Origin of the sequence: Aquibium sp. A9E412, assembly GCF_030398335.1 — a bacterium.
In the GTDB taxonomy this organism is placed as follows: domain Bacteria; phylum Pseudomonadota; class Alphaproteobacteria; order Rhizobiales; family Rhizobiaceae; genus A9E412.
This window is the reverse complement of sequence record NZ_JAOAOP010000001.1, coordinates 225,534-238,542: the sequence shown is the minus strand read 5'-3', so window position 1 is coordinate 238,542 and position 13,009 is coordinate 225,534. Positions and strand designations below refer to the sequence as shown.

Sequence of the window (13,009 nt, the reverse complement as noted above, 5' to 3'; positions counted from 1 at the left end):
GCCCATCAGCGCCCAGCCCAGTGCGAAGCCCGGCTCGGGCGAGAACCGGCGTCAGCTTCGCCGCACGGCTTGCCTTCGAGGATGTCAGCCACCGCTTCACCGGCGAGACGGCAGCACTCGACCGCGTCAGCCTGGCCGCCGAGCCGGGCGAGGTACTGTGCCTGCTCGGCCCCTCCGGTTCGGGCAAGACGACGCTGCTGCGCATCGCCGCCGGCATCGAGGTGCAGAGCGCCGGCCGCGTCCTGCTCAACAACCGCGAGATCGCCGGCCCCTCGGTGTTCCTGCCGCCCGAGCAGCGCTCCATCGGCCTGGTGTTCCAGGATTTCGCGCTGTTTCCGCATCTCACGATCCTCGACAACGTGCGTTTCGGGCTGACCGCGCTGTCGCGCGAGGAGGCGCGCCGCGAGGCGATGGTGGCGCTGTCGCGCGTCGGTCTGGAGGGCTATGCCGGCGCCTATCCGCACGTCCTGTCGGGCGGCGAGCAGCAGCGCGTGGCGCTCGCCCGCGCGTTGGCGCCGCGCCCGGCCGTGCTGCTGATGGACGAGCCGTTCTCCGGCCTCGATTCGCGCCTCAAGGACGCGGTCCGCGCCGAGACGCTGGCCATCCTGCGCCAGAGCCGCGCCACCGCCATCATCGTCACCCACGATGCGGAGGAGGCGATGCGCATGGCCGACCGCATCGCGCTGCTCAAGGACGGGCGGCTGGTACAGGCCGGTCCCGCGCAGGAGCTCTACCAGGCGCCGCGCGACCTGTTCGTCGCCGGCTTCTTCTCCGAGCTCAACGTGTTCGAGGCGCGCGTCGCCGGCGGCTGGGTGGAGACGCCGGTCGGCCGCTTCGTCGCGCCGGCGCTGGAGGAGGGGGCGCCCGCCACGGTCGCCGTGCGGCTGTCCGACATCGAGGTCGCCGAACGCACTGGCGAAGTGCCCGCGCGGGTGCTATCACGCCGCTTCCTCGGCGTGGTGGAACTGGTCGAAATGGCGATTCCCGGCGCCGAGGAGCCGATCCGGGCGCGCGTGCGTTTCGGCGCTCTGCCGACGAAGGCGCGCGATATCTGGCTCTCGGTCAGAAAGTCTGATGTGCTTGTGTTTGAAAGACGCGGCGAAAGCGCATAAATCAGACTTGGATTGAAACCTTCTTGAGAGACGCATCATGGGCTCCTTCTCGATTTGGCACTGGCTCATCGTGCTCGTGGTCGTGCTTCTGCTGTTCGGACGGGGCAAGATCCCCGAGCTGATGGGCGACATGGCCAAGGGCATCAAGAGCTTCAAGAAAGGCATGTCCGAGGAAGACGAGGACGCCGAAAAGTCCAGGACCGTCGAGCACCGCTCCGACGAGACCGTGAAGCCGGCCAGCGAAAAGGCTTCGAAGTCCTGACACCGGCCTTCCGCCGTCCCTGCGCGTGGCGGAGCCTTCCGCCGCGCCTTCGGAATCGTTGATCCATGCTAGACCTCGGCTGGCCCGAACTCCTGGTCGTCGCCATCGTGCTGATCGTCGTGGTCGGCCCGAAGGACCTGCCGCGCATGCTGCGCACCTTTGGCCGCACCACCAGCAAGCTGCGCAGCATGGCCGGCGATTTCCGCCGGCAGTTCGACGACGCGCTCAAGGAAGCCGAGCTCGACGAGGTGAAGGGGCTGGCCGACCAGGCGCGCAAGCTTGATCCGCGCAACGAGATCAAGAAGCATCTGAGCCCGCTCGAAAAGGCCGGCAAGGACGTGCGCGAGGGGCTCGACCGGGCGATGAAGCCGAAGCCCGACGCGCCGGAGGCCGCCGACGACAAGCCGCACGAGGCCGCGCCGCTCAAGGCCGGGCCCGACGCGATGCCGGGCGAGGCGAAGAAGGCCGCGCCGAAGGGCGCCGCCGCCGCGCCGGCGAAGGGCGGACGCAAGACCGCGGCCAGGGCAAAGACCCCGGCCCGGACTTCGGCGGCGAGCGCCGCGACCGGCAAGGCCGCCACGGCCGCCAAGTCCGCGCCGGCGAAGGCGAAGGCGGCTCCGAAGAGCGCGTCGGGCAAGGCGCCGGCCGGCAAGGCCCCGACGAGCGGCGGCAAGACGCCGGCCGGGCGCAAGACGCCGGCGGCGCGCAAGACATCATCCGGGGCAAAGACGTGAGCGCCGAAGACGACGAGATCGACAAGTCCTCGGCACCGCTGCTCGACCATCTGATCGAGCTGCGCTCGCGGCTCATCTGGGCGATCGCCGGCTTCTTCGTCGCCTTCCTGGTCTGCTTCTTCTTCGCCAAGCAGATCTTCAACCTGTTGGTCATTCCCTTCCAGTGGGCGACCGCCTGGGCCGGTCTCGACAGCGACAAGGTCGACCTGATCTACACCGCGCCGCAGGAGTTCTTCTTCACCCAGATCAAGCTCGCCATGTTCGGCGGGCTGGTGATCGCCTTTCCGGTGATCGCCACGCAGGTCTACAAGTTCGTGGCGCCGGGTCTCTACCGCAACGAGCGCCGCGCCTTCCTGCCGTTCCTGGTCGCCTCGCCGATCCTGTTTTTGATCGGTGGCGCGCTGGTCTATTTCTTCTTCACGCCGATGGTGATGTGGTTCTTCCTGTCGATGCAGCAGGTCGGGCCCGACAACGAGATCCAGATCTCGCTGCTGCCGCGCGTGTCGGAGTATCTCGGCCTCATCATGACGCTGATCCTGTCGTTCGGGCTCGTCTTCCAGCTTCCCGTCGTGACCACGCTGATGGCGCGCGTCGGGCTGCTCACCTCGGCGTCGCTGGCCGACAAGCGCAAATACGCCATCGTCGGCGCCTTCGTCGTCGCCGCGGTGCTGACGCCGCCCGATCCGGTCAGCCAGATCGGCCTTGCGCTTCCCACCATCCTTCTCTACGAGATTGCCATCTGGGCCGCCCGGATGGTGGAGCGCAAACGCGAGCAAGCGAAGGCCGAGGCCGAGAGCGGCGAGGCCGCCGCCGAAGCCGGCACGGAGGCCTGACGCCGGCCGGGCCGGTGCGCCCCGCGCCGCAATTCTCCCTGTTTGCTTCCGCCTGCCGCGCGCGGCCCTTTTCTGCGGTCCCGCAAGCGGAAGCCTGACACATGCTCGACATCAAATGGATTCGCGAGAACCCGGAAGCGCTCGACGCGGCGCTCGCAAAGCGCGGCGCGGCGCCTGCCGCCGAGGCGGTTCTGGCGCATGACGAGGCGCGCCGCGCCCATCTCACCCGCCTGCAGGAGGCGCAGGAGCGCCGCAACGCCGCCTCGCGCGAGATCGGCAACGCCATGCGCGCCGGCGACGCGGCCAGGGCCGAGGCGCTCAAGCAGGAGGTCGCCGACATCAAGGCCTTCGTGCAGCAGGGCGAGGCGACCGAGCGCGCGCTCGACAAGGCGCTCGCCGACGCGCTCGCCGCGCTGCCCAACCTGCCGCTCGACGACGTGCCGGTCGGCGCCGACGAGAGCGCCAATGTCGAGCTGCGCCGTGTCGGCAAGCGGCGCGAGCCCGCGGCCGCGCGCCAGCACTACGAGCTCGGCGAGGCGCTCGGCCTGATGGATTTCGAGCGCGCGGCGAAGCTGTCGGGCGCGCGCTTCACGGTGCTCAAGGGCGGGCTCGCCCGGCTGGAGCGTGCGCTCGGCCAGTTCATGCTCGACCTGCACACCACCGAGCACGGCTACACCGAGGTGCAGCCGCCGCTGCTGGTGCGCGACGAGGCGCTGTTCGGCACCGGCCAGCTTCCCAAGTTCGGCGAGGACCAGTTCCGCACGGACGACGGCTTCTGGCTGATCCCCACCGCCGAGGTGCCGCTGACCAACCTGGTGCGCGAGGAGATCGTCGAGGCGGCCGACCTGCCGCTGCGCTTCACCGCGCTGACGCCGTGCTTCCGCTCCGAGGCCGGCGCGGCCGGCAAGGACACGCGCGGCATGCTGCGCCAGCACCAGTTCGACAAGGTCGAGCTCGTCTCGATCACCGACGCCGCTTCCGCGCTCGACGAGCACGAGCGCATGACCGACTGCGCGGAGACCGTGCTTAGGAAGCTCGACCTGCCGTTCCGCACCGTCGTCCTGTCGACCGGCGACATGGGCTTCAGCGCGCGCCGGACCTACGACATCGAGGTGTGGCTGCCCGGCCAGAAGGCCTATCGCGAGATCTCGTCCTGCTCGGTGTGCGGCGACTTCCAGGCGCGCCGCATGAACGCGCGCTACCGGCCCGAGGGCGAGAAGCAGCCGCGCTTCGTGCACACGCTCAACGGCTCGGGCACGGCGGTCGGCCGGGCGCTGATCGCGGTGATGGAGAACTACCAGGAGCCGGACGGCGCGATCGTTGTGCCGGAGGTGCTGCGCCCCTACATGGGCGGTCTGGAGCGCATCGAGACGACGGAGCGCTGAGGCCGTGCGGATCCTGCTGACCAACGACGACGGCATCAACGCCGAGGGGCTGGCGGTGCTCGAACGCATCGCCGGCCGGCTCAGCGACGACGTGTGGGTGGTGGCGCCGGAGACCGACCAGTCGGGCTTCGCCCATTCGCTGTCGCTGTCGGAGCCGCTGCGCATGCGCAAGATCGAGGCGCGCCGCTACGCCGTGCGCGGCACGCCGACCGACTGCGTCATCATGGGCGTGCGCCGCATCCTCGACACGCCGCCGGACCTCATCCTGTCGGGCGTCAATTCCGGCTCCAACATCGCCGACGACGTGACCTATTCGGGCACGGTGGCCGGCGCCATGGAGGCGACGCTGCTCGGCATCCGTGCCGTCGCGCTGAGCCAGGCCTACCAGGTGTCCGAGGAGGGCCGCGTGGTGCCGTGGGAGACCGCCGAGGCGCTGGCGCCGGACCTGCTGCGCAAGCTGATCGACACGCCGCTGCCCGAAGGCGTGTTTCTCAACGTCAACTTTCCCGCCGTCGAGCCCGGCGGCGTCGCCGGCACGGTCGTCACCCGCCAGGGCAAGCTCTCGCACGGCCTGTGGATCGAGGAGCGCAAGGACGGCCGCGGCATGCCGTACTACTGGCTGCGCTTCGGCCGCCAGAAGCCGAACATCCGCCGCGGCACCGACCAGGCGGCGCTGCGCGACAACTGCGTCTCCGTCACGCCGCTGCATCTCGACCTGACCGCGCACGAGGTGCGCGACCGCCTGGCCGAGGTGCTGGAATGAGCCGCCCGGCCCGATGACGGCCACCGCCCCGTTCGACGAGCGCGAGGGCTTCGCCGCCTTCATGCTGCGCATGCGCGCCGCCGGCATCGGCGGCAAGCCGCTGTTCTCCGCCATGGAGGCGCAGCCGCGCTCGAGCTTCCTGCCGGTCGAGTGGCAGGCGGCCGCCTGGTCGCCGCGCATGGTGCCGATCGGCTGCGGCGAGGCGGTCGAGGGCGCCGACCTGCAGGCGCGCGTGATCGACGCGCTGGCGCTCGAACCCGGCCACCGCGTGCTGGAGATCGGCACCGGATCCGGCTACACGGCGGCCGTCATGGCCCGCCTGGCGGCGCGCGTGCTGACGCTCGAGCGCTTCCGCACGCTGGCCGACGAGGCGCGCCAGCGGTTCGCGGCGCTGGGGCTTGCCAACGTGCTGGTCGAGCGCGAGGACGGGCTGTCGGGTGCCGCCGCCGCCGGCCCGTTCGACCGCATCGTCGTGTGGGCGGCCTTCGCCGAGATGCCGCGCAGCTTCGCCGACCAGCTGTCCAGCGGCGGCGTGATGGTGGCGCCGATCGGCCCGGGCGACGCCCCGCAGGCGCTCGCCCGGCTGGTCAAGACGGGCAGCCGCTTCGAGCGCGAGGACATCGGAGCGGTGCGCCTGCAGCCGCTCGCGCAAGGGCTGCCGGAAGCCTTGTAGAATCAGGCATTTTTCTTCGTTTCGCTTAACCGCACAGTAAGATTAACGCGCTTTAATCATGCCGGTTAGTAACGGGTATGTGCGGGTTAATCTCATGCGAGCGAGCAGGTTGGGGACGATCGGGCGCGAGCTTTCGCGCACAGCGGCGGTGCTGCTGGTCGGCGGCGTCGCGGCGGGCTGCAGTTCCGACGTCTCGCGCTTCGAGGAAAGCCTCTTCACCGGATCGGCCTATCCGAATCGGCAGGTCGCGCAGGCGCCGGTCGATCAGCCGTTCCCCGGCGACGTCCAGGCGCAGTCCGGCAGTCTCGACGCCACCTATACCGGCTCGGTGAACCGGCGCCGCGCCGTGCGGCCCGAGGCGCTGGTCGGCGGCGGGCCGGCCGGGCAGGGCACCGCGCCGGCCGTCCGGCAGGCTGCCGCGCCCGCCGGCGGCGTGCAGCGCGCGCCGCTCGGCCGCAGCCAGGCGCCGGGCGAGACCGCGCCGGCGCTCGCGCCCGTCCCGACGCAGACGGCGGCCGCACGCCCCGCCCAGCTCGACGGCATGGCGACCGGCACGACGCCGCGCCCGGCCGCGCAGCAGGCGGCGCAGCCGGTCACCCAGCGCGCCCCGGCGCCCGAGCCCGAGGAGCCGGGCTGGAACCGCGCAGGCGGCACCGCGCTCACCGTGCGCGAGGGCGAGACCTTGTACAACCTGTCGCGCCGCTTCGGCGTGCCGGCCGACGCCATCCTGCGCGCCAACGGCATGGCCAGCGCCGGCGAGCTCAAGGCCGGCCAGAAGCTCATCATTCCGACCTATGTCTATTCGACGCGCGCGCCGGTTTCCGCGCCCGACAACGATCCGCGCGTGGCCGCGGCCGACGCCGGCCGCGGGCGGTCCGACGCGCCGGCCCCGGCGCCCGGGCCCGCATCGCGCGAGCCGGTCGCCGTGCTGCCGCCGGAAAACCGCGCCGAATCGGCGCCCGAGGCACAGGCGCGCAGCGATGCCGCCGGCCGCGCGCCGGCCGCCGCCGGCGGCGTCTACACCGTGGCCTCCGGCGACACGCTCTACGGCATTGCCAAGAAGACCGGCATTCCGGTCGCCCGCCTCAAGGCGGCCAACGGCCTGTCGGACGGCTATCTGCAGATCGGCCAGAAGCTGACCCTGCCCGAGGCCGGCACCGCGGTGGCCGCCGCCAAGCCCGCGGTCGACACGATGGCGACCGGCGGCACCGAGCGCACGCAGTCCGCCTCCGCGGCGGCCGCCAAGCCCGCGCCGGCCAGCGAGACGCCGCCCGCTGCGGCGGCGGCCGACGAGACCGTCGAGACGGTCGAGCGGCAGACCGCCGCAGCCGCGCCGGACGCCACCGGCATCGGCCGCATGCGCTGGCCCGTGCGCGGCCGTGTGGTCGAGGGCTTCGGCAGCCGCAGCGGCGGCGGCGGCAATGACGGCATCGACATCGCCGTGCCCTCCGGCACGCCGGTCAAGGCGGCCGAGAACGGCGTCGTGATCTATGCCGGCGACGGCCTGAAGGAGTTCGGCAACACCGTGCTGGTGCGCCACGAGGACGGGCTGGTGACGGTCTACGGCCACACCAGCCAGATCAAGGTCAAGCGCGGCCAGGAGGTCAAGCGCGGCCAGGAGCTCGCCCTGTCGGGCATGAGCGGCAGCGCCGACCGCCCCAAGCTGCATTTCGAGGTGCGCGAGAACTCCACCCCGGTCGATCCGCTCGGCTTCCTGGAGTGATGCGGCGCGCCGCGCGCCGGCCGATCAAGCAAGAAAAGACAGGCCGGTCCGCATGACCTCCAGTCCGGACCGGCCTTCCTGCCCGCCCATTGGCGGGCCTTCTTGCATGAGGAGAGCCGGCGGGGCGGCACGCCCGCCGGGCGCGGCCAATGCGCTCAGCCGTCGAGCCGCCGGCCGAGCCGGCCGGCGAGGTCCTGGATGAACTGCCAGGCGACGCGGCCCGACCGGCTGCCGCGCGTCGTCGCCCATTCCAGCGCCTCCGCGCGCAGCGTCTCGGGATCGGCCTCCAGGCGATAGTGGCGCACATAGCCGTCGATCATGGCGAGATACTCGTCCTGCGAGCACTTGTGGAAGCCGAGCCACAGGCCGAAGCGGTCGGACAGCGACACCTTCTCCTCGACCGCCTCGGACGGGTTGATCGCCGTCGAGCGCTCGTTCTCGATCATGTCGCGCGGCAGCAGGTGGCGCCGGTTGGAGGTGGCGTAGAACAGCACGTTGTCCGGCCGCCCCTCGACGCCGCCCTCGAGCGCGGCCTTCAGCGACTTGTAGGAGGTGTCGCTCTGGTCGAAGGACAGATCGTCGCAGAACAGCAGGAAGCGGTACGGCGCCGCCTTGACCAGCGTCATCAGCGCCGGCAGCGAGTGGATGTCCTCGCGGTGGATCTCGATCAGCTTGAGCGGCGTCCCGGTGTCCGCCCGTGCGGCGTTGACGCTGGCATGCGCGGCCTTGACCAGCGACGACTTGCCCATGCCGCGCGCGCCCCACAGGAGCACGTTGTTGGCCGGCAGGCCGTCGGCGAAGCGGCCGGTGTTGTCGAGCAGGATGTCGCGCACCCGGTCGACGCCGCGGATCAGGCCGATGTCGATGCGGTTGACGCGCTGCACGGGCTGCAGCCGGCCCGTCTCGGCCTCCCACACGAAGCAGTCGGCCGCGGCGAGATCGGGCGCCTCCGGCGGCGGCGGCGCCAGCCGTTCCAGCGCGGCGATCAGCCGGTCGATCCTGGCACCGAGGCCGATCCGCGTCGCATCGTTCATGCCCGTGTCCCGTTTCGTTGGAGCGCCGTTTGCGCGAACGCCTCTAACATGGCCGCAGGGCAGGGGAAAGCGGCCTGGGCGGCGCCCCGCGCAGTTGCAAAGGCGGCTTGAGCGACTATATTCCGGCCACCCTTGACGGGGCCGGCGAGGGACGGCCCGCGTCGCCCACCCCTCGGGAGTTCTCCATGTTCGTGACACCGGCTTTCGCACAGGCGGGCACAGGCTCGGCGCCGGATCTGTTCATCAGCATTCTGCCGTTTGTGCTGATTTTCGTGATCATGTATTTTCTCATCATCCGGCCGCAGCGCCAGCAGCTCAAGCGGCGCAACGAGATGCTGGCCGCGATCCGCCGCGGCGATACCGTGGTCACCGGCGGCGGCCTGGTCGGCAAGGTCACCAAGGTGATCAACGACACGGAGCTCGAGGTCGATCTCGGCGGCGGCACCAAGGTGACGGCGGTGCGCAGCATGGTCGCCGACGTGCGCGTGAAGAGCGAGCCCGTGGCGAACCAGAACGCGAAGAAGTAGCCGCCGACAGGACGAAGCCGTCAACAGAAAGCCGCATTCGCGCCCGATTGCCTGCGCGAGCGCAACCGACGAGGCACCATGCTTTATTTCTCGCGCTGGCAGACGGTTCTGATCTGGCTCGCCGTCGTGTTCGGCATCGCCTACGCGGCGCCCAACGTCCTGCCGCCGTCGCTGTTCCAGTCGCTGCCCGCCTGGGCGCCGAGCAAGCCGATGACGCTGGGCCTCGACCTGCAGGGCGGCTCGCACATCCTGCTGCAGATCGAGCAGCAGGAGCTGGTCGAGGAGCGGGTCGAGACGACGCGCGACGACATCCGCCGCCTGCTGCGCGACGAGCGCATCGGCTACACCGGCCTGTCGGCCTCCGGCCGCACGGTGCAGGTGCGCATCCGCGACGCCGGGCAGATCGACGCCGCCAGGCAGGCGCTCGACGAGCTCACCCAGCCGGTCACCTCCGGCCTGTTCGGCGGCGGCACGCTGGTCGAGCTGTCGCTGAGCGAGCCCGAGCCGGGCCTGCTGCGCTTCACGCTCACCGACGAGGGCGTCGACTACCGGCTCGCCTCCGCGCTCAGCCAGTCGATCGAGGTCGTCAGCCGGCGCGTCAACGAGCTCGGCACCACCGAGCCGGTGATCCAGCGCCAGGGCAACGACCGCATCCTCGTCCAGGTGCCCGGCCTGCAGGACCCCGAGCGGCTGAAGGACATCCTCGGCCAGACCGCCAAGCTGACCTTCCGCATGGTCGACCAGTCGATGCCGGTGGAAGAGGCGATCGAGGGCCGCCCGCCGGCCGGCACCGAGGTGCTCTACTCGACCGACGATCCGCCGGTGCCCTATCTGATCGAGAACCGGGTGATCGTGTCGGGCGAGAACCTGGTCGACGCGCAGGCCACCTTCGACCAGCGCACCAACGAGCCGGTCGTCTCCTTCCGCTTCGACACCAAGGGCGCGACCCGCTTCGGCCAGGCCACGCAGCAGAATGTCGGCCGGCTGTTCGCCATCATCCTCGACGACCAGGTGATCTCGGCACCGCAGATCCGCGAGCCCATCCTCGGCGGCAGCGGCCAGATTTCCGGCAACTTCACCACCCAGACGGCGAACGACCTGGCGGTGCTGCTGCGCGCCGGCGCGCTGCCGGCGACGCTGACCATCATCGAGGAGCGCACGGTCGGCCCCGGCCTCGGCCAGGATTCCATCGACGCCGGCCAGGTCGCCGCGGCGATCGGCTCGGTACTCGTCGTCGTCTTCATGATCGCCGCCTACGGCCTGCTCGGCGTCTTCTCGGTCATTGCGCTGGCGGCCAACATCACGATGATCATCGCCATCCTGTCGCTGCTCGGCGCCACGCTGACGCTGCCGGGCATCGCCGGCATCGTGCTGACGGTCGGCATGGCGGTCGATTCCAGCGTGCTGATCTTCGAGCGCATACGCGAGGAAAGACGCAACGGCCGCTCCGTCGTGCAGGCCGTCGACACCGGCTTTTCCAAGGCGCTGGCGACCATCGTCGACGCCAACGTGACGACGCTGATCGCCGCCGTCATCCTGTTCTATCTCGGCTCCGGCCCGATCCGCGGCTTCGCGGTGACGCTGGCCATCGGCATCGTGACGACGGTCTTCACCGCCTACACGCTGACGCGCTGGCTGATCGCCGAGTGGGTGCGCCGCCAGCGGCCCAAGGAGCTCGCCCGCGCGCCGCTGCGGCTGGTGCCGCAGGACACCGCGATCCGCTTCATGTGGCTGCGCCGCTTCGCCTTCACGCTGTCGGCGGCCGCCTCGATCGCGACGCTGGCGCTGTTCGTCACCGTCGACATGAACTACGGCATCGACTTCAAGGGCGGCTCGCTCATCGAGGTCAAGGCGGTCGAGGGCGACGCCGATCTCGCCGACATCCGCGGCCGGCTGTCGGGGCTCAATCTCGGCGACGTGCAGGTGCAGGAGTTCGGCGATCCGAGCGAGGTGCTGATCCGCGTCCAGGCGCAGGGCGGCGGCGAGAACGCCGAGCAGTCGGTGATCGCCAAGGTGCGCGGCGAACTGGAGGCGGACTACGAGTTCCGCCGCGTCGAGGTGGTCGGGCCGACCGTCTCGGGCGAGCTGGCGCGCGCCGGCACCATCGCCGTGCTCGTGTCGCTGTTCGCCATCCTGGTCTACATCTGGCTGCGCTTCGAGTGGCAGTTCGCCATCGGCGCGATCCTGGCGACGATGCACGACGTCATCATGACCATCGGCTTCTTCGTCATCACCGGCATCGAGTTCAACCTGTCGAGCATCGCGGCCATCCTCACCATCGTCGGCTACTCGCTGAACGACACGGTGGTGGTGTACGACCGCGTGCGCGAGAACTTGCGGCGCTACAAGAAGATGCCGTTGCCGCAGCTTCTCGACATGTCGATGAACCAGATGCTGTCGCGCACCATGATGACGTCGGTGACGACGCTGCTGGCGCTGCTGGCGCTGTTCGTCTTCGGCGGCGAGGTCATCCGCTCCTTCACCGCGGCGATGATCTTCGGCGTGGTGATCGGCACCTACTCGTCGGTCTTCATCGCCGCGCCGCTGCTCATCCTGTTCCGCATGCGGGCGAGCCAGATGAGCCGCGAGGGCGAGGACGAGGCGGCCGGCGAGGAGGAGGCCGGGCGACTGGCGGCCAAGTGAGCGGCTACGGCCTGCAGTTCCGCCAGGCCCACTTCCCGGGCCGGGCGCCGATCGACGCCTACGGCAATGGCGGCTTCCGCTTCGCCGAGATGTCGCATCGCGGGTCGCTGCTGTGCCTGCCGTCCGGCATCTATGGCTGGGAGCCGCAAAGCCGCGCGGCGCTGCGCGAGGACGATTTCGCCCGGCTGATGGCCGAGGCCGGCGAGATCGAGATCCTGCTGGTCGGCACCGGGGTGCGGCTCGATCCGCTGCCGGGCGCGCTGAAGCAGGCCCTGCGCGCCGCCGGCATCGCCGCCGAGCCGATGGCGACGGGCGCGGCGGTGCGCACCTTCAACGTGCTTCTGGCCGAGGACCGGGCGGTCGCCGCCGCGCTGCTGGCGGTCGACTGACATGGCCGCCGCCGGCGACGCCACGGCCGAGCTCGTCCGCCAGGCCGATCCGGACCGCTATCTCGCCGCCCTCTACGCGCCGCGCGAGGCGCGCGCGCATCTGCTGGCGCTCTACGCCTTCAACGCCGAGGTGGCGGCCGTGCGCGACCGTGTCAGCGAGCCGCTGCCCGGCGAGATGCGCCTGCAGTGGTGGCGCGACGTCATCGAGGCGGAATCCGGTCCGGAGGCCGCGCAGGGGCACCCGACGGCACGCGCGCTGCTCGAGACGGTGCAGGCCTGCCGGCTGCCGCGCAAGGCGCTGCTCGATCATCTCGAGGCGCGCATCTTCGACCTCTACGACGACCCGATGCCCGACCGCACCGCGCTCGAGGGCTATTGCGGCGAGACCGCCGGGGCGCTGATCCAGCTCTCGGCGCTCGTGCTCGACGCCGAGGCGGCGCGCGACAGCGGCGCGCTCGCCGGCCATGCCGGCTGTGCCCAGGCGATCGCCGGGCTGCTGCGGCTTCTGCCGCTGCACCGCGCGCGCGGCCAGTGCTACGTGCCGGCCGACATCCTGGCCGCCGTCGGCACCGACCGCGACGCGCTGGTGGCGGGCACGGCCGATGGGCCGGCGCGGGCGGTCGCCGCCATGGCCGCGCTGGGGCGCGAGCATCTGACCGCCTTCGAGCGCGCTGCGGCAGACCTGCCGCAAAGCCTGCGCCCGGCCTTCCTGCCGCTCGCCCCGGTCGGCGCCTATCTGCGGCGCATCGCGGCCGATCCGGCCGGCGCGCTGGTCCGGCCGGCCGGCATCGCGCCGCTCGCGCGCCACTGGCTGGTGCTGCGCGCCGCCATGCGGGGCTGGCCGTCCGCCCGCCGTTGACGTAAACGTCAAGCGGCGGCACTGTCGTGCAACCGCCGGATGCGCGGAGGAGGCCGGCGTCAGACGAAGCCG

At 71.1% G+C, this 13,009-nt stretch carries 13 protein-coding genes; 12 read left to right on the top strand and 1 reads right to left on the bottom strand.

Features of this window, described 5'->3' with window-relative positions; genetic code table 11:
* Nucleotides 1-20 precede the first annotated feature (20 nt).
* The 8 genes from N1F89_RS01140 (at nt 21) to N1F89_RS01105 (ending at nt 7,485) form a co-directional block, all read left to right on the top strand.
* Nucleotides 21-1,112, top strand: a complete 1,092-nt coding sequence (locus N1F89_RS01140) for an ABC transporter ATP-binding protein (protein ID WP_290080647.1) — start codon at nt 21-23, stop codon at nt 1,110-1,112.
* A 37-nt stretch (nt 1,113-1,149) separates the two neighbouring features.
* Complete coding sequence (locus tag N1F89_RS01135; RefSeq protein ID WP_290080644.1) at nt 1,150-1,374, top strand: twin-arginine translocase TatA/TatE family subunit; 225 nt, start codon at nt 1,150-1,152, stop codon at nt 1,372-1,374.
* 65 nt (nt 1,375-1,439) lie between these two features.
* Nucleotides 1,440-2,108: a Sec-independent protein translocase protein TatB gene (gene tatB, locus N1F89_RS01130; RefSeq protein ID WP_290080642.1), complete on the top strand. Its 669-nt coding sequence runs from the start codon at nt 1,440-1,442 to the stop codon at nt 2,106-2,108.
* Nucleotides 2,105-2,941: a twin-arginine translocase subunit TatC gene (gene tatC / locus N1F89_RS01125; RefSeq protein WP_290080640.1), complete on the top strand. Its 837-nt coding sequence runs from the start codon at nt 2,105-2,107 to the stop codon at nt 2,939-2,941. Before tatB ends, tatC begins: the two co-directional genes overlap by 4 nt.
* 101 nt (nt 2,942-3,042) lie before the next feature.
* Nucleotides 3,043-4,326 (top strand): serine--tRNA ligase, encoded by a 1,284-nt coding sequence (serS, locus tag N1F89_RS01120; protein WP_290080637.1) that lies wholly within the window; start codon nt 3,043-3,045, stop codon nt 4,324-4,326.
* 4 nt (nt 4,327-4,330) lie between these two features.
* Nucleotides 4,331-5,089 (top strand): 5'/3'-nucleotidase SurE, encoded by a 759-nt coding sequence (surE, locus tag N1F89_RS01115; RefSeq protein ID WP_290080636.1) that lies wholly within the window; start codon nt 4,331-4,333, stop codon nt 5,087-5,089.
* Nucleotides 5,090-5,102: 13 nt separating this feature from the next.
* Complete coding sequence (locus N1F89_RS01110) at nt 5,103-5,762, top strand: protein-L-isoaspartate(D-aspartate) O-methyltransferase (RefSeq protein WP_290080635.1); 660 nt, start codon at nt 5,103-5,105, stop codon at nt 5,760-5,762.
* Between the two features lie 109 nt (nt 5,763-5,871).
* Nucleotides 5,872-7,485, top strand: coding sequence for a peptidoglycan DD-metalloendopeptidase family protein (locus N1F89_RS01105; RefSeq protein ID WP_354670301.1), 1,614 nt, complete (start codon nt 5,872-5,874; stop codon nt 7,483-7,485).
* Nucleotides 7,486-7,640: 155 nt separating this feature from the next.
* Here N1F89_RS01105 and N1F89_RS01100 read toward each other — a convergent pair whose 3' ends face one another.
* Nucleotides 7,641-8,519, bottom strand: a complete 879-nt coding sequence (locus N1F89_RS01100) for an ATP-binding protein (RefSeq protein WP_290080631.1) — start codon at nt 8,517-8,519, stop codon at nt 7,641-7,643.
* Between the two features lie 185 nt (nt 8,520-8,704).
* Here N1F89_RS01100 and yajC point away from each other — a divergent pair, with 185 nt between their 5' ends.
* The 4 genes from yajC (at nt 8,705) to N1F89_RS01080 (ending at nt 12,937) form a co-directional block, all read left to right on the top strand.
* Nucleotides 8,705-9,046 (top strand): preprotein translocase subunit YajC, encoded by a 342-nt coding sequence (gene yajC, locus N1F89_RS01095; protein ID WP_290080630.1) that lies wholly within the window; start codon nt 8,705-8,707, stop codon nt 9,044-9,046.
* A 78-nt stretch (nt 9,047-9,124) separates the two neighbouring features.
* Nucleotides 9,125-11,689 (top strand): protein translocase subunit SecDF, encoded by a 2,565-nt coding sequence (gene secDF / locus N1F89_RS01090; protein WP_290080629.1) that lies wholly within the window; start codon nt 9,125-9,127, stop codon nt 11,687-11,689.
* Entirely contained in the window at nt 11,686-12,078 is a 393-nt protein-coding gene (locus tag N1F89_RS01085) for an Mth938-like domain-containing protein (RefSeq protein ID WP_290080627.1), read from the top strand. The genes secDF and N1F89_RS01085 overlap by 4 nt, the downstream gene beginning before the upstream one ends.
* A gap of 1 nt (nt 12,079) precedes the next feature.
* Nucleotides 12,080-12,937: a phytoene/squalene synthase family protein gene (locus N1F89_RS01080; protein WP_290080625.1), complete on the top strand. Its 858-nt coding sequence runs from the start codon at nt 12,080-12,082 to the stop codon at nt 12,935-12,937.
* Nucleotides 12,938-13,009: the final 72 nt, after the last annotated feature.

Coding starts and splice junctions, on each gene's coding strand:
- N1F89_RS01135 (WP_290080644.1), top strand. CDS start 1,150: ATGGGCTCCTTCTCGATTTGGCACTGGCTCATCGTGCTCGTGGTCGTG.
- tatB (WP_290080642.1), top strand. CDS start 1,440: ATGCTAGACCTCGGCTGGCCCGAACTCCTGGTCGTCGCCATCGTGCTG.
- serS (WP_290080637.1), top strand. CDS start 3,043: ATGCTCGACATCAAATGGATTCGCGAGAACCCGGAAGCGCTCGACGCG.
- N1F89_RS01110 (WP_290080635.1), top strand. CDS start 5,103: ATGACGGCCACCGCCCCGTTCGACGAGCGCGAGGGCTTCGCCGCCTTC.
- N1F89_RS01100 (WP_290080631.1), bottom strand. CDS start 8,519: ATGAACGATGCGACGCGGATCGGCCTCGGTGCCAGGATCGACCGGCTG.
- yajC (WP_290080630.1), top strand. CDS start 8,705: ATGTTCGTGACACCGGCTTTCGCACAGGCGGGCACAGGCTCGGCGCCG.
- secDF (WP_290080629.1), top strand. CDS start 9,125: ATGCTTTATTTCTCGCGCTGGCAGACGGTTCTGATCTGGCTCGCCGTC.
- N1F89_RS01080 (WP_290080625.1), top strand. CDS start 12,080: ATGGCCGCCGCCGGCGACGCCACGGCCGAGCTCGTCCGCCAGGCCGAT.